The sequence below is a fragment of the Peribacillus sp. JNUCC 23 genome (assembly GCF_053653995.1).
Map to the genome: position 1 here is coordinate 1,491,025 of NZ_CM132202.1, position 20,807 is coordinate 1,511,831.

11 protein-coding genes and 1 pseudogene are annotated in these 20,807 nt (G+C 34.8%); 9 read left to right on the top strand and 3 right to left on the bottom strand.

All coding sequences use genetic code 11. From position 1 onward, the window contains the following. Window positions 1-26: 26 nt before the first annotated feature. The 8 genes and pseudogenes from JNUCC23_RS07140 to JNUCC23_RS07175 all read left to right on the top strand — a co-directional run. A pseudogene (locus JNUCC23_RS07140) lies at window positions 27-443 on the top strand (IS66 family transposase); the annotation flags it as partial. A 295-nt stretch (window positions 444-738) separates the two neighbouring features. Next, window positions 739-2,295, top strand: a complete 1,557-nt coding sequence (locus JNUCC23_RS07145; RefSeq protein WP_062181876.1) for an ABC-F family ATP-binding cassette domain-containing protein — start codon at window positions 739-741, stop codon at window positions 2,293-2,295. Window positions 2,296-3,174: 879 nt separating this feature from the next. Further along, the gene (locus tag JNUCC23_RS07150) at window positions 3,175-3,837 is read left to right on the top strand and encodes a helix-turn-helix domain-containing protein (RefSeq protein ID WP_454215006.1); all 663 of its coding nucleotides are present in this window, start codon (window positions 3,175-3,177) and stop codon (window positions 3,835-3,837) included. A gap of 24 nt (window positions 3,838-3,861) precedes the next feature. Continuing rightward, window positions 3,862-5,730 carry a hypothetical protein gene (locus tag JNUCC23_RS07155; protein WP_454215008.1) on the top strand — a complete coding sequence of 623 codons (1,869 nt, stop codon included), beginning with the start codon at window positions 3,862-3,864 and terminating at the stop codon, window positions 5,728-5,730. A 210-nt stretch (window positions 5,731-5,940) separates the two neighbouring features. Further along, complete coding sequence (locus tag JNUCC23_RS07160) at window positions 5,941-6,750, top strand: hypothetical protein (protein ID WP_454215010.1); 810 nt, start codon at window positions 5,941-5,943, stop codon at window positions 6,748-6,750. 398 nt (window positions 6,751-7,148) lie between these two features. Continuing rightward, window positions 7,149-9,890, top strand: a complete 2,742-nt coding sequence (locus tag JNUCC23_RS07165; protein WP_454215012.1) for an N-6 DNA methylase — start codon at window positions 7,149-7,151, stop codon at window positions 9,888-9,890. Next, on the top strand, window positions 9,881-11,320 hold the full coding sequence (locus JNUCC23_RS07170; protein ID WP_454215014.1) for a restriction endonuclease subunit S: 1,440 nt from the start codon (window positions 9,881-9,883) through the stop codon (window positions 11,318-11,320). Before JNUCC23_RS07165 ends, JNUCC23_RS07170 begins: the two co-directional genes overlap by 10 nt. A gap of 243 nt (window positions 11,321-11,563) precedes the next feature. Beyond that, a complete protein-coding gene (locus JNUCC23_RS07175) occupies window positions 11,564-12,694 on the top strand; it encodes a site-specific integrase (RefSeq protein WP_454215016.1) in 1,131 nt (376 codons plus the stop codon). A 60-nt stretch (window positions 12,695-12,754) separates the two neighbouring features. On the opposite strand, the gene JNUCC23_RS07180 is transcribed toward JNUCC23_RS07175, so the two are convergent. The 3 genes from JNUCC23_RS07180 to JNUCC23_RS07190 form a co-directional block, all read right to left on the bottom strand. Then, a complete protein-coding gene (locus tag JNUCC23_RS07180; RefSeq protein WP_454215018.1) occupies window positions 12,755-13,987 on the bottom strand; it encodes an aminopeptidase in 1,233 nt (410 codons plus the stop codon). A 450-nt stretch (window positions 13,988-14,437) separates the two neighbouring features. Beyond that, a complete protein-coding gene (locus JNUCC23_RS07185; protein WP_454215020.1) occupies window positions 14,438-15,931 on the bottom strand; it encodes a peptide MFS transporter in 1,494 nt (497 codons plus the stop codon). 489 nt (window positions 15,932-16,420) lie between these two features. Next, window positions 16,421-17,908: an aldehyde dehydrogenase family protein gene (locus JNUCC23_RS07190; protein ID WP_454215022.1), complete on the bottom strand. Its 1,488-nt coding sequence runs from the start codon at window positions 17,906-17,908 to the stop codon at window positions 16,421-16,423. Between the two features lie 523 nt (window positions 17,909-18,431). On the opposite strand from JNUCC23_RS07190, the gene helD reads away from it, so the two are divergent. Beyond that, window positions 18,432-20,762 carry an RNA polymerase recycling motor HelD gene (helD, locus tag JNUCC23_RS07195; protein WP_454215023.1) on the top strand — a complete coding sequence of 777 codons (2,331 nt, stop codon included), beginning with the start codon at window positions 18,432-18,434 and terminating at the stop codon, window positions 20,760-20,762. Window positions 20,763-20,807 lie beyond the last annotated feature (45 nt).

Consider the following 20,807-nt stretch of genomic DNA (forward strand, 5'->3'; position numbering starts at 1 on the left):
GATCTCAAACCTAAGGATCAGCCCTTTTTTCAGCATGGCTTTATGAACAAAAAGACCAAGACCTACCCAAAAGCGCTCTAGGAAAAGCCATCACTTATTGTTTGAATCAATGGAATCACCTTGAAGCTTTTTTATTAGATGGCCATTTAGAAATCGATAATAATAGAAGTGAACGTTCCATTAAACCGTTTGTGATTGGGAGAAAAAATTGGATGTTCTCCAATACAGCGCGAGGTGCTAGAGGGAGCGCCATCATGTATAGTGTCGTTGAAACGGCAAAAGAGAACGGTTTAAGTCCGTATCATTATCTTCGCTATTTATTTGAAACGCTACCAAATATGGATGTAACGAATAAAGAAGAAATAGATCAAGTCTTACCTTGGTCAACGGATTTACCTTCCATATGCAAAGTGCCGATAAAAAGGGAAGTAAACGTCAAGTAGTCCTGAAAACACAATTTTCATCGTGTATTTGGGCTACTTGACGTTTACGTAAACTCAAGAATAGAGAAAGGCACAATAAGCAGCTAAAAACCGCTTATCGTGCCTTTTTGCGCGCAAAACTTCCGATTGTCCCCTGTAAGAACCGTCCCTTCGTTTCCAAATTTATTCCATTCAACTATTCCATTTTCTGTGTTATAGTTCAATATTGAACTATAACAATCATATGAACGATTTTATAGTTATTTCCTAAACTAAACGAAACAAAATAAAATGAAATTTAAATGAGGTTAAATATATGAGTGTATTAACGGTTACAGACCTAAACCACGGATTTGGCGATCGTACGATCTTTGATAATGTTTCTTTCCGCTTGTTAAAAGGTGAACATATAGCTTTAATTGGGGCAAACGGCGAAGGTAAATCGACGTTTATGAATATCATTACAGGGCAACTTCAGCCTGACGATGGAAAAATAGAGTGGTCAAAGCATCAACGAGTCGGTTATCTTGATCAACATACGGTTTTACAAAAGGGAATGTCAATCCGTGACGTATTAAAAACGGCTTTTCAATATCTCTTTGACGTTGAAACGAATATTAATACCATTTATGAAAAGATTTCAGACGTTACACCTGAAGAAATAGAAAAGTTGTTAGAGGAAGTTGGTACATTACAAGACATATTAACAAATAATGATTTCTATATGATTGATTCTAAGGTAGAAGAAGTGGCACGTGGTCTTGGACTTGATGGTATAGGATTAGAAAAAGATGTTCATGATTTAAGCGGTGGGCAACGAACGAAGGTTTTATTAGCCAAGCTTTTACTTGAGAAACCAGATATTCTTCTTTTAGATGAGCCTACAAACTATTTAGACGAACAACACATTGAGTGGTTAAGACGTTACCTGCAAGAATACGATAATGCATTTTTATTAATTTCTCATGATATTCCATTTCTTAATAGCGTTGCAAATGTGATCTACCATTTAGAAAATCAGAAATTAAATCGCTACGTGGGTGATTACAACCATTTCCTTATTGCCTATGAAGCTAAAAAAATACAAGTTGAAGCTGCCTTTAAGAGACAACAATCAGAAATTTCTAGTTTAAAAGATTTTGTAGCCCGTAATAAGGCAAGGGCATCTACCAGCAGCCTTGCCATGTCGAGACAGAAAAAACTCGATAAAATGGATGTTATTGAAATAGCACAGGAACGACCAAAACCTGATTTCAACTTTAAAGAAGCAAGAACCTCAGGTAAATTAATTGTTGAGACGAAAGAATTTGTCATTGGGTACGATGAGCCACTATCAAAGCCGTTAAATCTTTATATAGAGCGTGGACAAAAAGTGGCATTAGTTGGAGCGAATGGGATTGGTAAGACTACACTCCTTCGTAGCATGCTCGGAGAAATAAGATCTCTTGCTGGTTCACTTGAACGCGGTGAACATCAGTATATTGGGTATTTTGAACAAGAAGTGAAAACGGAAAATCAAAACACGTGCATCGAAGAAATATCGAATACGTTTCCTCAGTTAAGCCAAGGACAGGTACGCGCTGCTCTTGCGAGATGTGGGTTAACTAGAAAACATATTGAAAGTAAAATATCCGTATTAAGTGGTGGAGAGCAAGCGAAAGTCCGGTTATGTAAGCTCCTTAACCAAGAAAGCAATATCCTTGTTTTTGATGAGCCAACCAACCATTTGGATAAAGATGCAAAAGCTGAGCTAAAACGAGCTTTGAAATCGTATAAGGGAAGCGTGGTCCTTATCTCACATGAACCTGATTTTTACCAAGACGTGGTAACAGATATTTGGGACGTAGAATCATGGACAACGAAAGCCATCTAAACTTGAACGTTCCGAGTAAGAGTCGCCAATTCTGACTACCCATATGAATAGTAAAAAAGGAGAGCCGATCATGATTACTCTCCTTTTTTCTTATATTCCATTCAAGGTTTTAGACCTTAGAAAAGCCTCTATATCAACGTTTTAATTAAAACGCCCAATCCCCATTACGGAAGACAGGTTCGCTTGTTCCGTCTGGTTTGATGCCGTCGATGTTCATTAGAAACGTTGATATATAAGGGTTTTGTGGTTTTTAGGAAGAAGGATAAAAATGGATAATAGGTAGAGAAAACACTTTTTCGTGACCATATGTGACCAATTTTGTGACCACTGCGTGACCAGAGAAAGTGCAGTAATAATAAGCCTAACAGTTAATAAAGTTCCCTTACAATAAGCCTCTCCCAACCATAGAGAGGCTTATTTGTATTGAATGATAGCTTCTTGATAGTGGGGGTGCATATCACCATAACATGGGCTTCGCCTTCAGATTCAATGAGTAGCACTTCCACCGCCACACTCGAAATGTTATTTGTAATGATAAGCGTATTAGAGTTCCCGTTTGCGGTTGAAACTTCGTTTCATTAAACCTTCCCTTACCAATCTAAAATGAAATGAAAAAAGCCCTTTCCTAACATGGAGTGGCTACTATTATGCAAACCAAACTTATAGTAATATCCTTTTCCATGAAATAGGTTTTTAGGCGGACATATAAGTATTATCTGTTTATATCCTGCAAAAACTAATACATATTATAAACAGAAAATAAACAAGGATATAGCATCTTAATTTGACATACTGTGGTATGTCGTGTTATATTATGTGTAAGACATATCATAGTATGTCGAAGGCTGAACACATCAATATATTAAGGGAGGATAAAAGATGATTGGATTAGAGTATATTGCGAAAGAGTTTCATTTTGAATACAAAGAAATTGCTGAGAAAATAGGGATTTCACCTCAAACTCTTCAAGATTGGTTAAAAGAGAGGAGGAAAATTCCTCAAAAACGCTTAGAACAGCTATCCAGTATGTTTAAATTACCTGAATCTTACTTTCAGAAGAAACTTAATTTTACAGAGGAGGCAGAAATAAGAATACAGTATTTGAAAAGTGTTTCTGAGGATATAAAGATACCTAATTACACTGAAGATGGGGAGATAGTGGGTTATTACACAGAGGGGACGTATGAAGATGAAATAAAATTTCTAAAAGAATCTCTCGCGCAAAAGAAAAAGCAGAATGATATAAGGAAGAACATTGATAATCTACTTAAAAAAGATGTCTTACCAAATATCGACGAATATATCAGTGATGGAAAAAATGAAGACCCTTTACTTACAGATTCTTCTAATACTGAAACATTCCATAAAATCATTAATGTAATGAAAGATGAAAAGATTTCAAATGATTTTAAAGTTATGGTACATTTGCTCAATTTTAATGATGAGTTAGGAGGGAAAGTAATTAAAACTATTACACCAGAATATAGAGAGTTTGCAGGAGATTTTTTAGAATTACTTAAAAAGCATAAAATAAAAAATTAATGATTGAGGAGAAGACGAAAAATTATGAAATTTATGTTGGATACAAAAGAATATCAGAGCAAACCAGAAGGTAGAGAGGCAGGGAGTATTAGCAACAGAATAATTAATCTCCCTGTAGATATTAGTATAGAAGAATTGGCTAAGAACCTTGTTAAAGGTAAAACTTTTGTACCTGCTTATTTTAAGGAAAAAGAAGGAATGATAAAAAGGAACAAAGACTTTTGGCATTCCCAAGAAATTATAGCATTGGACTTTGATGATGGAATGACCTTGGATGAAGCAGTCAAAGAATTTTTTGATACAGCTGTTTTCATCTATACCACTTTTTCTCATACAGAAGAACACCATAAATTTCGAGTGGTCTTTAAGCTAGACAGAATAATAAATAAGATTGAAGAGTTTGATGAAATTATTAGTGGTCTGTTGACTAAATACCCACAGGCAGATAAGCATTGTAAAGATGGCACTAGATTATTCTTTGGTGGCAAGGAAATTGTTGAACTAAACTATAATAATAGGTTAAAGGTAGATGATTATGTAATAAAGTGTCCCAACGATTCTGGTGGGACAGAGAAGAATCTAGTTATATATCCTGCCAAAAACACCAAACAGATACAAACCTATGAACACAAACAAGGTAAAGAAACAGCTGACAACATAGAACTAATACAACAAAGAAATATCAAGGAGTTGCGAAAGAGAATAAGAACCAAACCAAAAATTGTTTACAGTAGTTTCGAGTTTTTCGATTACCTAAAACAACAGGATTTACGTGCATATTTAGGAATCCAACATAAACAAAATTTTCTAGACATTTTTCACGAGGAAACCGACCCAAGTGCTTCTATTTTTGAATCCAATAAGAATAATGGACACCAATTATATAAATGTTTTTCAACAAGTAATCCTTTTGTTGGAACGATTATGCAGGTAACTGAGCGTTTATTAAAATGCTCCATTATGGAAGTGAAAGCATTTCTAATGGAGCTATATCAAGTAGAAATAAAAGAAAGCGAGCAACAAAAAAAGCTGAAAGAAGTCATTGATATATATAAAGAGCTTCTGCAATCAGATGTTTTAGAAGAATTATATCCTGATTTTTACAAAGTATTTAATCGATACGGTTATTTGGAAGATTTGTACATACTATTGGATATGGTTAAAGAATATTTACCATCAGGAGAAGACCAAAGATTATTATTTTACCAATCAATAGATACCATTTCTAAAAAATTCAAGAGAAGTAGAAGCGTTACACATACCAGAATGAATTTTCTTAGCTTTTTTAAATTGATTTCGAAATTAAATTTCGACCAAATTCCGAAGGAACTTTTAGAATATCAATTAAAATCGAAAAGGAAAAAAGGACATAAGTATATAAACTCTACCTATGAATTAAATATTTATAATTTTCATTTTTTTAAGGAACTTGATGATATGTGTGCATTGTGGATAGAAAAAGGGTGTACAACTAATACAGTTAATTACGAAGGGATATTAAGGAATTTCGGAAGAGAGGAAGCCGATAGAGTTTTTCCGCAAGACAAAGGGAAAAAAATCCCACCACTCAATGAAGAGATTGTACATAGAATACATAAAACAACGTTAGAATTGATAGAAGACTATGGGTGGACAACAGAACAAGAGGTATTAGAAAGTATAATACTGTATTTTAAAGGTCAGAAAACATTCAAACAAAAACAATTTAAAATCTGTTTTGGCGAATTACTCGATGGTTATGACCTCGAAAGAGTCAGGCTAAACAAGGTGTTAAAACAAGAGATGGGCATTGAAGGTAATGGTTATGGATTTATAATAAAACGTAGAGAATATATTGAAGAAATAATGATTGATACACCAGAAAGTTACGAAAACCATGGAATTTTCGATTAACCTTAGGTGAAGCTACAAAACACAAACCCTAAAGTGGGAAAACATAATGTTAATCGAGTATTTCAAACGTGAAGGATTGTACTTTAATCCGCCTTAATCTGAACCACTGTATTTAAAAGTGGATACATATGTATTAGTTTTATTAATTTCAAAGAGGAGTAGAACGGTGATTTTATTATCCTTTTTAGAATATAAATAGGAGTGTTAGTTATGGCAAAAAGAAAATATGACTTAACAGGTCAAAAAATTAAGATGTTTACAGTTTTGGAACTTAGTAATGAGAAAGATAAGAATGGAAAGAAGAAATGGAAGTGTCAGTGTGAATGTGGAAATATCAGATACATATTAGCCCAAGATTTAATGCGAGAAAAGGGGCAAAAAAGTTGTGGTTGCAACCGTATCCAAAGTATAAGGGAAGCGAGAATTACTCATGGAATGTCTGACACAAGATTATATGATATTTGGATTGCTATGAAAAGCAGATGCACAAATCCTAATAACACTAACTTTCACCATTATGGTGGTCGTGGTATTATAGTGTGTGATGAGTGGAGAAAATTTGAAAACTTCATGGAATGGGCTTTGAACAATGGTTATAAGGATGATTTATCAATAGATAGAACTGATGTTAATGGAAATTATGAACCTTCCAATTGTCAATGGGTTACTCAAAAAGTGCAGATGAATAATACTAGAAGAACAAAAAAACATACCTACGATGGAGTAACTATGTCAATAAGTATGTGGGCAAAAGAAATGGGAATATCTCAGCAAACTTTGACACACAGAATTAACTCTGGTTGGAGTATTGAAAAGGCTCTAATCACCCCAACCAGAAAAAGAGAGCAAAAGCTAATGAATAATTATATAGGTTGGATGAGTGTTGAGATTCTTGAAATTAAATTTGTGACCTCAAGAGGGAGAAGTAAGAACTCTTTTTACAGCGTACCAAGTAATAAAAGAGAAAATGTATACTCACCTAAAGTATATAATTTTTTTACAAGGTTGGGCGTGAGTTAACCAATAAAACAATTTCTACAAGATGAACCCCCATTAAAGTTGGGGGTTTTCTATATAAAAGAGAGGTTTTAAACACTTTATAGCAGTGATATAGCCACGGATTCTTGATAAAAGTATGTTCCGTGTGATTGTTGTGATTATCCTCTCTAATAACATAGTTCCTACGTGTGAAACATGCTGATACTATCTAACATTCCCTACCCCATGGAATAAACCAACTCAATTTTGTTAATAATTTATTTTAATTTAGTGAAATTAGTTGGACATTTTTTGATAAAATATTAAGTGATGAGAAAAAAGGTTAGATTAAATATTAATTGGATATGAATTAATGATGAGAATCCTATTTATTCAGCAGTAGATTACAATATAAAATGGAAGTATTAAGAGGAGAAAAAATGAAAAATTGGAAAGAGATAGTTGAAAGTAAACTTATAGAACAAAGTAATAGGGTTGTAGAAATAAATATTGAAAAAAAAACAGTTAGTTATTCGAAACAAATTAAAAATAATAGAACTTTAAAAACACTAACAGGTGATGAAGAAATAGTAAGAGCGTTTCTAATCGACAGATTAGTAAATGAACTAGAATATAAACAAGAAAATCTTGAAACTGAGAAGGAATACACTATCAGGGGTGGTCATAGCAAGATAAACCCTAGAATAGATGTTGTAGTAAAAGATGATAATGGAAATCCGTTCTTTTTTATCGAGGTAAAAGCACCTAACAAATATGAGGAAGATAAAGATGGAATTGAGGGACAACTTTTTGCACTTGCTCAAGCAGAGGAACGAGATTTTAAAACCAAAGTTAAATATCTGGTTTATTACACAACTGAATTAATAGACAACGAAGCTGTCGATAGAGCAATAATTATAGATTTCAATAAATATAAAACATATTCTGAATGGGAAAATGACGGTTTCGTCTCAATAGGAACAGAACTAACCGCTGGATATGGACAACCAAAAAAGCAACCACTTATAAAAGGTCACGAAAAACATGACCTAAGAGTTAGAATAAACCGTGAAGAAATCGAAGGGCTGGGCAAAAATTTGCACAATGTTCTTTGGGGTGGCGGTGGAACAAATGATAGTGAAATTTTTTATTCTCTAGTAAATATTATCCTTGCTAAAATACAGGATGAATACGAAAAAGAAGATAGACAAGAATATGATTTTCAGGTATATCAATATGGAACCAACATTGAGAGTCAACTTAAAATTTACGACCGCATTAATGCACTATACAAAAGAGCATTAAAAGAACAACTAAACGTAACAGAAACTCAACAGATTGCTGATGATAATGTAATTAACCGAAATAAGTTTCCGTTAAATAAGTTGGTTTATACTGTTCAAGAATTAGAAAGCTTTTCCTTCTTAGAAGGACGTAGCTCATTAGATGGAAAAGATATTCTCGGTGACTTCTTTGAAAGCATTACACGAGATGGATTTAAGCAAAATAAGGGACAGTTTTTTACTCCGACAACAATTGTAAACTTTTTAATTTATGGTTTGCAACTTGACATTCTAGCGATAGAAAGATTAAACAATGACAAAGAATTACCACTAATTATTGACCCTTCAGCTGGTAGCGGAACTTATTTGGTTGAAGCAATGAAGCTAATAACTAAAGAGGTCAAATATAAACAAAAGGATAAGATAAAATCGAGCAGACAAATTAATCGACGCTTTGAAGAATTATTTACTCCCGACCATAATGAAAATAAATGGGCTAGAGACTATTTATATGGTTCCGAAATTAATTTTGATTTGGGAACTGCTTCAAAAGTAAATATGATTTTGCATGGAGATGGCTCTACAAATATCTTTGTGCAAGATGGTTTATTACCATTCCGTTTTTATGTAAAAGAAACATCCCCTAACTACTTAGAAACATCCGTTTTAGAACCTCTGTACAATGATAAAGAGGTTAATAGCAAATTTGATGTGGTTATTAGTAATCCGCCGTTTAATGTTGATTTGGACACACAAACCCAAAGATTAGTAAAAAATTCTTATCTTTTTGGAGATAAGAATAATTCTGAGAATCTTTTTATCGAGAGATACTATCAACTACTAAAAGAGGGAGGTCGGTTAGGAGTTGTACTGCCCGAAAGCGTATTTGACACGACTGAAAACAAATACATTCGTCTTTTTATATTTAAATATTTCACAGTTAAGGCAGTTGTAAGTTTACCACAAGTCACTTTTGAACCTTTTACTTCCACTAAAACGAGTATACTTTTTGCTCAAAAGAAAAAGAAAGCAGAAGTGGAGAAATGGAACGAACTATGGGGAAAATATGGAAGTGAATGGAACTTATTGAAAACAAGGATAAATGATTATATCTTATACTTTGTTCAAGGGAAAAAACTCAATAAAAAATGGGCTAAAGATGTTGTAAAAGACATTGAAGAAGATAATCAAAAAAATATATTAAAGAACATTTTTCGTTTCTTAAAAGATTATATTGTAGAAGAAGATGCTGAACTTGAAATTAATGAGCTTTTAATTAAATACAGTGAGGAACTCTCAAATTTGTCGAAATATGAAAAAGAAACAGAAGTTTTTGGATTTTATAATGCTTGGTGGGTTTTTGGTGAAGTAGCCAAAGAACTAGAATATTCAATCTTTATGGCGGAAGCTGATAATGTGGGCTATAAACGCACCAAAAGAGGTGAAAAAACAATGCCAAACGACCTTTTTGATTTGGAATATGCTCCTACTACTTTGGACTGTAAAAAGGTAATTGGTAGTTATGAAATTGAAATTAAAGCATTGGAAGACAAAAGAGCAGAACTAGAAGTAGAAATTGCGGATTTAAAAAAGAAAAATCAAGAAAAAGAAAATGCAAACACTCTAAAGAAGATTAATAAAGATTCAGAAATAGTTGAAAACATAGTTTCCAAAATTGAAGCATTAAAGTCTGTAAAATCGGAAATTGAAAATATGCTGAACACTTACTATGTTGATGATTTCTTAAAAGATGAATATAGAGAACGAACAGACGAGGAACTAAACAAACATTTCAAGAATGGTCTGCTATCTCGTTATAAGAGTGAAGATATTATGCTCCGTGAGACCTCTGTCCAGAAAATTCTGGATTCAATTAGACAGGAGGTAGTATGGGATTGATTTCATCTTCAACTAATTTTAGTGAGATAAGTAAGTCGCATTATCTATTTTCTTCGTATAATTATTTCAGTCTTAGAAAAGTCATAGATGCTGATTCATCATTTCTACGAATACGCATTTCCGATTATTTTGAAATTATTTCAGGTTTTGCCTTTTCATCAAAAGACTACACAGATGAAGGTGTTTTAGTTTGTCGAATTGGCGATATTTCAAAAACGGGTGTCTTACTAACTGATAAAATGTTAAATCTACCTGAAGAGTATTATGAAGCCTACGAGAAGTATCAAATTAAGGAAAATGATATTTTAATTGGTATGACAGGGGATGGTAAGTTTTTCAAAACCTGTTTTGTAAATAAATTAGATTTTCCTATTCTATTAAACCAACGTGTTGGAATCTTGAGGTTAAAAAAAGGAGTAAATGATGATTTTGAAGCGAAATTTCTTGCACTTCTTTTTCAACTTGAAAAGGTTCAAAATCAAATAAGAATAGTAGCAATGGGAAAAACACAGAAGAATGTTAGCCCCTTTGATATTTTAAATGTTAAAATTCCCTATGTGGATATAAAAAGGCAAAGGGAAATTTTGGATTTAATAAGACCGATTGAAGATGAAATGAATAATTTAAAATCCACCAAAAGTAGCCATAGTGAAATAATAAATGAAGTTTTTTCTTCGCATTTTAGTATTAACATCGAGGAATTATTATCTATCGAAAATAGTAAGAAATTTAAAGTTAATTCAAAGAGCATTGTGGTTCATAATAGTAATATGCGTAATAGTTTTAGATGGAATAAAATGCAATTCATACAAAAATACCTTTATAAAGATATTGACTGCATTGAGCGTCTTGGAAAATTCATAATAAGTACCAACAATGGTTGGAGCCCTGATTCTGTCCACGGTGGAGAAGGTATTCCTGTACTTGGACAAGAGCATTTTAGAATTGATGGAAGACTAGACATTTCCCCAACAAAAACTACAGAAGAAATTAAGAATAATATAGAGAACTTTTTTGTCAAACAGGGAGACTTTTTTGTGAGCAGGGGAAATACTGTTGATTTGGTAGGTATAGCAAGTATTGTTGATACTGAAGTAAAGGAAGATGTTATTTACCCAGATTTATACATTAGAATGAATTTCGATGAAAATGTAATAAATAAGAATTATTTGGCATTTCTGTTCAATTCCTTCTTAGGAAGACTTTACTTTAAATTTGTCTCAAAGGGAAAAAACCAAACAATGGTTAAAATTTCGAGTAGTGAATTATTAAATTATTATTTACCTATACCTGAAATTAATTCTCAAAAAGAAATAGTTAAAAAAATTAAAACACAAATTAATTCTCAAAATGAAATTGATAAAAAAATCGACGACAAACAAAACAAAATAAGTAAATTAATAGAAGAAGCAATAAAATCGAGTGAATAATAATTATAAGTAAAATGCGTCTTATATTGAACACGTGCAGACCGTATTGCAAAATATATTGGGTTTGGAGTACGTTGGAGCGAAAATAATATTCATATTTAATACAAGCAGTGTAGGCACTCTAAAAGAGTGTCTTTTTTGTTTATGTAAGAACATACAAAAAATCAGTAAAACTTGTAAATATTTGATAAAATATATTTAAGGAACTTATTGACTGTTAGGAGACTAGGGGGTTTTTTAACAGTGAAAGGTAGCGCTAAGAAAGACAAGAAAACAGGTAAGTATTATTATGTAATCGATATGGGGATTGACCCATTAACAGGGAAACGAACACAAAAAAGGAAAAGAGGTTTCAATACTAAGAAGGAAGCAGAACATGCTCTTAGCGAATTTCTAAATGATGTTAGACTGGGTAACTATGTTGAACCAGATAAAATTACGCTAGGTGATTTCATTCAAGACTGGTTAAAGGAAATGAAATTGAATGTAGCAGTGAGTACTTATCAAAACTATATTAGCTTTAATAAGTGTCATATTAACCCCAGACTAGGTCATTTTAGAATACAAAAAATTGAGCCTTTGATAGTCCAAAGATTTATTTATGATTTGGTCGAAGAAACGGTTTTAAGTCCTAATACGATAAAGAAAATAATAGATATGTTGAAGGTTGTTTTTAGAAAAGCGGTTAGCTTAAAGCTTGTAAATGAAAATCCAGTTTTAAATGTGACATTGCCAAAGAGAAATAATCTTGAAATGACTGCTTGGGATACTGAGCAGGTTGAGTATTTTATACAACACTCAAAGAGGCATCGGTTTTATACGGTATATTTAATTGCCTTATTAACTGGTATGAGAAAAGGTGAAATAACGGGATTACGATGGAAGGATATTGATTTTGAACAAAAAATCATTTATATCAGACAAATCTATGATATCAATGCAAAGCAGTTCAAAGTTGGTGCTAAAACGAGTGCTGGTGTCCGTTCTATTCATATCCCTGACGTGTTGATAGAACAGTTGAAAAAGGAGAGAATCTTGGTTGTTGGACATAAGTTGAAGCAGGGTCAAAACTTCAACGATTATGATTTAGTTGTTTGCACACGTTACGGTAATCCGCTCGATTCTGCTACTCTTTCCAAACGACTTAAAGCCCAAGCGATAAAGCTAGGTTTACCTACAATCCGTTTTCATGATTTAAGACATACACATGTTACGATGCTAATCCAACAAAATGTCAATGTAAAGGTCATCTCTGAGCGAGTTGGACATACATCGATTCAAATTACGCTAGACAAGTATAGCCACGTGCTTCCTAGTATGCAGAAACACGTGGCTGAAGAGTTAGATAAATTGTTTAAAGTTAAAGAAATGTGACCATTTCTGTGACCACTCAAGGTTTTAGACCTTAGAAAAGCCTCTATATCAACGTTTTAATTAAAACGCCCAATCCCCATTACGGAAGACAGGTTCGCTTGTTCCGTCTGGTTTGATGCCGTCGATGTTCATTTTGTCAGAGCCAATCATGAAGTCGACATGGGTAAGGCTGTGGTTCAATCCGTTCTCGGCAAGTTCTTCTTGAGACATTTGTTTGCCGCCTTCGATACAAAATGCATAGGAGCTTCCAATTGCTAAATGGTTAGAAGCATTTTCATCGAATAGTGTGTTGAAGAAAAGAACATTTGATTGAGAAATCGGTGAATTGAAAGGGACAAGAGCGACTTCACCGAGATAATGAGATCCTTCGTCTGTTTCTACTAATTTCTTTAAGATTTCTTCACCTTGTTCCGCTTTTACTTCAACAATCCGGCCTTCTTTGAACGTAACGCTGAAGTGATCGATGATATTGCCGCCGTAGCTTAGTGGTTTCGTACTTGCGACGGTTCCATTAACTCCTGTTTTAAAAGGGACCGTAAACACTTCTTCGGTCGGCATATTCGCCATGAATTCATGGCCTTTTTCGTTTGTGCTACCAGCACCTACCCAAAGGTGAGTTTTAGGTAGTTCAATCGTAAGGTCTGTACCAGGTGCCGTGTAATGTAGTTTTTGGTATCGTTTTTCGTTTAAATAATCGACTTTTTCATGAAGAGTTCCATCATGATGTTTCCAAGCTTCGATTGGGTTTTCGACATCAGCACGCGTTGCTTTAAAGATCGCATCCCATAGTTTATGTATCCGGTTTTCCTCTGCAACATCCGGAAATACTTTATCTGCCCAAGCTTGTGAAGGTACAGCTACAATGGACCAGCTTACTTTATCGGATTGCATGTATTGACGCCATTTTTGTAAAGCGGTACCTGAAGCTTTTTGAGCATTGGCAATTCGCTCAGGATCAATGCCTTTTAATAGATCAGGGCTTGAAGAAATGACTGATAGGTAAGCTGCGCCATTTTCAGCAAGTTCAATCGTTTCCTGTGCTCGCCAATGTGGATATTCCGTGAATACTTTATCTGGTGCTAGCTCATATTTCGTACGATTAATAGAATCGTCATGCCAGTTTACGATCACGTTGTATGCTCCTGCTTCATAGGCTTTTTTTACAATAAGACGTACTAGCTCAGCGCCTTCTAATGTTGTATTCACAACAAGAGTTTGATCAGGCTGGACATTGACACCAACTTTAACAGCTAGCTCTGCATAGTTATCTAACTTTAATTGAAAATCGTTCATCATCATACACTCCTTATTAAAGATTCTTTAAAGAAATTTTTATCCCATTTTAACAGGCGGTAATACACTCACTCTAAATATTGTAGACGGATCAAGAAAAAGACGAAGGGGATAAAAAACTCTGATAGAAATTTCAGTTTATCAAAATCTTCCTTTATATTGTATCGATAGTTAATAAAAAAAGAAACTTTTTGCAATCTATTCCTTAAGAAAACTGGATGAAAAACAAAATGCCTGCTCCATCTACTAGACGGAGCAGGCATTTTGCGTAGGAAGGCTACTCCTACTTTGTTATTTATCCCGGTTTAACAGGCTGTAACACCCCCCACCTCAATTTTTGCGAGAGAATCAAGAAATAAATAGGTGGGGGATAAACAGCCTGTAAATCCCCAATTGGTTCAACTAACCCTCAGTGGGGGATGAAAAAAAACCACTGATGGAAGTTTCACTTTATCGAACACCTTTCATTTGTCGTTGAATGACAGGTGAGATGAGGAATAAAATAATTCCTAATGCAATGGAAATACCGCCGATAACACCGAAATAAAGAATTTCATTTTTCTCCGTATATAATTTAACAACTTGAGCGTTAATGGCCTGTGCTGAAGCATTTGTCAGGAACCAGAGGCTCATTGTTTGAGCTGAGAAAGCGGATGGCGCTAATTTAGTAGTGGCTGACATTCCTACTGGTGATAAGCATAATTCTCCAAGTACAACTAGGAAAAAGCTAAGTACGAGCCATAGTGGGTTCGCAAGACTTTCTGTACCGTTTAAGTATGCAGGGAAAATCATGACAATAAAGGATAAACCAGCGAAAAGCAACCCGAGTGAAAATTTCTTCGGTGTAGAAGGTTGACGATCGCCTAAACGAACCCAAATCCACGCGAATACTGGTGCGAGGAAAACAATGAATAATGGATTAAGCGATTGAAACCAAGATGATTGCAGTGTGATTCCTGCAAATTCCAGTTGTGTTCGATCGTTTGCATATGTGGCTAATATATTTGAACCTTGTTCCTGAATAGCCCAAAACATCATCGCTGCAATAAATAAAGGGATATAGGCAAGCAAACGGGAACGTTCATCTGAGTTCGTTTTCGGACTGCGGTACATGAAAATGAAAAACGCAGCTGGAATCAGGATTCCAAATATACTTACAAGGAAAATAAAGCGGTCAATGGTTAAGTACCCCGTATTAATACCAATGGCACCAAGTATCACGATGATAACTACTCCGAGCCCAATTGAACCAAATACCTTGAATCGATCTTCTTTCGCAAGTGGGTTCGGTACATGTTGCCCAGCAAGACCAAGATTTTTCTTCTTAGTAACGAGATAAACGATAAGTCCGATAAACATCCCAACCGCTGCAATACCGAAACCGAGATGGAAATTATATGTTTGTCCAATTGTTCCGACAATTAATGGTGCAAGAAAACCACCAAGGTTAATCCCCATGTAATAAATGCTAAAACCTGAATCCCGGCGAATATCATTATCGCTGTATAAATCGCCAACAACACTAGATACATTCGGTTTGAGGAGACCAGTCCCAATAATGATAAAGGCCATCGACACAAATAATGCTGTAGCACTACCAGGGAATGATAGGATAATATGGCCGAACATAATTAAAATTCCGCCATAAAAAACCGTTCTTGCAGTCCCTAATAAGCGATCGGCAATCCATCCGCCAATAATACCAGACATATACACCAATGAACCGTAGATGGCCATGATAGAGTTGGCAGTAGTACGATCAAGACCAAGTCCACCTTGGGTTACTTCATAGTACATGTAGAAAATTAGGATGGCTCTCATGCCATAGTAAGAAAATCGTTCCCAAAACTCTGTGAAAAAGAGAGTGAATAACCCTCGAGGATGTCCAAAGAAACCGGTTTGGGGAACACTCCGGATTACCTCATCCTTGTCTTTACTATTCATAAATAAACTCCCCCCCATATGGGTTTACTGCATGCTTACATCTTGAAAACAAAATAAAGTAGCTTCCGATCATTAATTAATGGAGCATTTTTAACATACAGTTATTTTTTTGACTAAAAATAGTCTACGTATTAATATACACTTTTTTTAAAAAAATTAAACACTTTCGCTGATATTTCTATATTAAAATAATATTATCCGTATTTTGTAATAGCTGGATGAATGTGTTTTAGTCTACTGAATAACAATGATTTTATGTGATAAAATGGATTGTTTTAAAAAGAATGAGGTGTTTTGAGATTTTTTAAGAATTATATTAGTGGTATTGAAAGCATAAAGAATTATTTTGATATTGCATAAATCGAAGAAAAGAGAATGAAATAAATGGATTAAACTTTGTTCATCCATCGATATAAAGGTTACAAATCTTTATCGATGAATGAACGAAGAATTATTTCCTTTTACTCATTCTCACTTAGAGATACTTATTTACTTATCGAGGTTCACCCATACGCTCTTTACTTCTGTATAATTATTTAACGCATAGGAGCCCATTTCACGTCCCATGCCGGATTGCTTGTAGCCACCAAATGGAGAAGCAGCATCAAATGCATTGTAACAGTTGACCCATACAGTTCCAGCGCGTAACTTACTTGCTACGTAATGAGCGTTGGCAATATCACGAGTCCATAGTCCTGCTGCTAGTCCGTATTCACTAGCATTTGCCCGGTTAATTACATCATCCAAATCTTCATAAGGCATGGCTGCGATAACTGGGCCGAAGATTTCCTCTTTTGCAATGGACATGTCGTCTTGAACGGAAGCGAAGATGGTTGGGGATACAAAATAGCCATCATCCTGGGGTTTATCGCCACCAACAAGTACCTCTGCGCCTTCACTTAACCCTTTTTCAATATATCCAAGAACACGATCTTGTTGTACTTGAGAAACAAGAGGTCCGATTTGGGTATTTGGATCCAGACCTATACCTTGTTTTATGTTTTTAGCATGAGAAACCATGTCAGCAACGACATTATCATAATGTTTCTTTTGGATGAATACTCTGGAACCTGCACAGCAAACTTGGCCTTGGTTAAACATGACGCCATTAAGCGCACCTGGAATTGCTTTTGAAAAATCGGCGTCTGGAAGAATAATATTTGGTGATTTTCCTCCAAGCTCAAGTGTAACGCGTTTTAATGAATAGGAAGCAGACCTCATGATTGATTTACCAACCGCGGTCGATCCTGTGAAAGCAATTTTATCAACAAGAGGATGATCAACTAGTGCTTGTCCAGCTGTTTCACCGAATCCAGGTACAATATTGATGACCCCATCTGGGAACCCTGCTTCATCAATTAACTCTGCTAAATAGATAGCGGAAAGTGGAGTTTGTTCGGCGGGTTTTAATATGATTGTGCATCCAGTAGCTAGTGCTGCACCTAGTTTCCACATTGCCATAAGCAAAGGGAAGTTCCAAGGAATAATCTGACCTACGACACCGACTGCTTCATGGCGGGTGTAGTTGAAGAAATTTCCGTTAACTGGAATGGTTTGTCCGACAATCTTCGTTGACCAGCCAGCATAATAGCGCATATGTTCAATGGCGAGAGGGATGTCTGCGTTTGTTGTCTCATTTATTGGTTTCCCGTTATCTAACGTTTCTAATTGTGCTAATTCAAGTTTGTTTTCTTCCATTAAATCAGCTAGCTTGTACATTAACCTACTTCTATTGGCTGCACTCATACGTGACCAAGGTCCGTTATCAAAGGCATTGCGGGCTGCACGGACAGCTAGGTTAATATCCTCTTTGTCTGCTTCATACACATCGGCCAATTTCTCGCCAGTAGCAGGGTTTGGGGTTGAAAATGTTTTTTTGGATACACTTTCAACGAATTCCCCATTAATATAAAGCTTTTTGGGACTTTGTAAAAACGTTTGCAATTTCTCACTGATTTCTAGCGTAAGATTTGTCATGAATACCCTCCCCGAATGATTGTTTGGTATTTTGCAAATCATGATGTAATGGAAAACGTATATTTTGAAGACTTCTTCAAAAACCCGCCTACACAATCATACTGTAAATTATTTGGTTTTTAAATCAGGAAATTGCGATAAAAAATTATAGAATGACCGATTAAATGACAAATTAATGGAAGGATAATGTTGAATTGTGTAATCATTCGATGGTTTTTGTTAGAATATCAATTTAAAATATGGAAAGGTATGATTGTGAGTTATTAAAATATGCGGAAAGATGAGGGGGAAAACATAAAAAACAGCTGTTGTATACGCGGACAGCTGATGTTATACTAATAAAGTCTATTGTTTAAACAGGTAATAGATTATAAATATCCTTATTTAATCATACATAAGATATAGCGGTTTGTCAATAGCTATTTTGAGATTTAAAGTTTATTGCGAAAGCAGGCTAACTACAAACAATGCTATGCCTTAAGGTTGAGAAGATGCAGGCTTTTCTAAATTGGAGGGGTGCTTTATGACGAACTGGGAAAATGAAAGAGAATATGAGCAAGAGCGGATAGAGATTGTGATTGACAAAGTAACTAAGTCGGAACAGCATTTGAAACAATCTGCAGGTGAAGCAACTACAGATATAGTATCAATTCGCAAACGTTTTTGGGAAGATGTTACAGTTAATGTGGAAAATGAAGATGAAACAATTGAAACGGTTGCGAGCATTAATCAGCAAACAGAATTGCTTTCTGAAAGAGAGCGGAGACAAAATCATTCAATGAAGCAAATAGCTGTTTTGAATCGTCTTCAATCATCTCCTTATTTCGCGAGGATTGATTTTCATGAAAAAGACATGGAAGAAAGTGAGCAGATTTATATCGGAATCGGCACTTTTTATGATGAAGAGCATGAAGAATTTTTGATCTATGATTGGCGTGCTCCAATCTCCAGTGTATATTATGATTTTTCACCTGGCCCTGCCACATATACGGCACCTAGCGAAAAGGTAAGTGGGGAGTTACTTTTAAAACGTCAATACATTATACGTAATGGTGTTTTAGAGGGGATGTTTGATACGGGTGAAGCAATCCGAGATGATTTGCTTCAAGAAGTTCTCGGTAAGCAGGCGGACACACAAATGAAAAGCATTGTCGCGACTATTCAAAGAGAACAAAATATTATTATTCGTAATGAAAAGAGTCGTCTTTTACTTGTCCAAGGTGCAGCTGGGAGTGGGAAAACATCTGCGGCTATGCAAAGAATTGCCTATTTATTGTACAGATATCGTGAAGGAATGAGTGCTGAGAATATATTATTGTTTTCGCCAAATCCCCTTTTCAATAGTTATGTAGCCAATGTGTTGCCAGAGCTCGGTGAAGACAATATGCAGCAGACGACCTTTCAACAATATTTGCTTGCGATGCTCGGAGAAAATCTTGAAGTTGAAGATGTATTCGATCAACTAGAATTCGTGCTGAATAATGACGGGAATCTGAAGTATTCAACTAGATTGAATAGTATTCAATATAAATCATCACTCAATTATTTACAGGGTATAAATGAATATTTGGAAGCATTGAAGTGTGAAGGATTAGTATTCAAAAATATTAAAATCCGAGGAAAACTCCTTGTGTCAGCGATGGAAATTTCAAAGTACTTTTATGAACTAGGTAGTGAAAAATCGATTCCTAATCGTTTACAGCTTGTTTCTGAATGGTTGTTGAAAAAAATCAAGAAGCTTGAAAAAATAGAGAGAAAAGATGCATGGGTTGAAGAAGAAATACAATACTTAGAAAAAGAAGACTATCTCAGAAGCTATCGGATCGCAAATAATCACGAAGAACATGAACGAGATTCATTTGATGAAGGAGAACGCGAGCAACGAATCCTTAGCGAGTATGTCGTGAAAAAGCGATTTAAGCCTTTGTACAAGAAAATAAAGTCTCTTGCCTTTCTTGATGTTCGTTCCATTTATAAAAAAATGTTAGAAACAGAATGGCCAGTTGCCGATTGGGAAAATATCAAAAGTTTAACAATGAATGAGCTTGATCAAGGAAGATTATTATATGAAGATGCGACACCTTTTTTATATATGAAAAAAAAATTGGAAGGTTTCGCGACCAATTCACAAATTCGGTTCCTTTTCATTGATGAGGCTCAGGATTATTCGCCATTTCAGTTTGCTTTTTTAAAGAATTTATTTCCAAAAAGTAAACTGACAGTTTTGGGTGACTTTAACCAAACAATCTATGCGCATGGAAACAATGCAGGTTTGGACATTTTGACTCTTTTGTTCGAGAAAAACGAAACTGAAAAGGTGATTTTGAATAGAAGCTATCGTTCAACGAAGGAAATTGTTACATTCACAAAAAGTCTGCTTTTGGACGGTAGCCAAATTGAACCTTTTAATCGAGAAGGAAAAAAGCCTGTCATCGCACATTGCCAAAATCAGGAGTATCTTCTATCGAAGGTTTTGAAGAAAACAAAGGAATTTATAGAATCTGGGCATAAAACGATTGCGATCATTTGTAAAACACAAGCAGAAACAAGCTTTGCATATCAAGCATTAAAGGAGAAAATGAAACTTAACAGAATTGGCGTAGGGAAAACTACATTTACTGATGGAGTTATGATTATCCCTTCTTATTTGGCAAAAGGAATAGAATTTGACGCGGTCATTATTTATGATGCATCGAAGGATCAATACGGTCTGGAAAGTGAACGAAAACTGCTCTACACATCCTGTACTCGTGCTATGCATGAATTATGTATATGTTTCACTAGTGAGATAAGTCCGTTCATTAAATTGCTTCCAGAGGATCTTTATGAAAAAGAAAATAAAGACAATGGTTGATCAATTTATGGTAAAATAACGAAGTATTTATAGTTAAGAGGTTGT

Bases quoted from the DNA above. Each gene is read 5' to 3' on its own strand.
- JNUCC23_RS07160 (WP_454215010.1), top strand. From the start codon at position 5,941: ATGGCAAAAAGAAAATATGACTTAACAGGTCAAAAAATTAAGATGTTT.
- JNUCC23_RS07165 (WP_454215012.1), top strand. From the start codon at position 7,149: ATGAAAAATTGGAAAGAGATAGTTGAAAGTAAACTTATAGAACAAAGT.
- JNUCC23_RS07150 (WP_454215006.1), top strand. From the start codon at position 3,175: ATGATTGGATTAGAGTATATTGCGAAAGAGTTTCATTTTGAATACAAA.
- JNUCC23_RS07180 (WP_454215018.1), bottom strand. From the start codon at position 13,987: ATGAACGATTTTCAATTAAAGTTAGATAACTATGCAGAGCTAGCTGTT.
- helD (WP_454215023.1), top strand. From the start codon at position 18,432: ATGACGAACTGGGAAAATGAAAGAGAATATGAGCAAGAGCGGATAGAG.
- JNUCC23_RS07170 (WP_454215014.1), top strand. From the start codon at position 9,881: ATGGGATTGATTTCATCTTCAACTAATTTTAGTGAGATAAGTAAGTCG.
- JNUCC23_RS07185 (WP_454215020.1), bottom strand. From the start codon at position 15,931: ATGAATAGTAAAGACAAGGATGAGGTAATCCGGAGTGTTCCCCAAACC.
- JNUCC23_RS07145 (WP_062181876.1), top strand. From the start codon at position 739: ATGAGTGTATTAACGGTTACAGACCTAAACCACGGATTTGGCGATCGT.
- JNUCC23_RS07190 (WP_454215022.1), bottom strand. From the start codon at position 17,908: ATGACAAATCTTACGCTAGAAATCAGTGAGAAATTGCAAACGTTTTTA.
- JNUCC23_RS07155 (WP_454215008.1), top strand. From the start codon at position 3,862: ATGAAATTTATGTTGGATACAAAAGAATATCAGAGCAAACCAGAAGGT.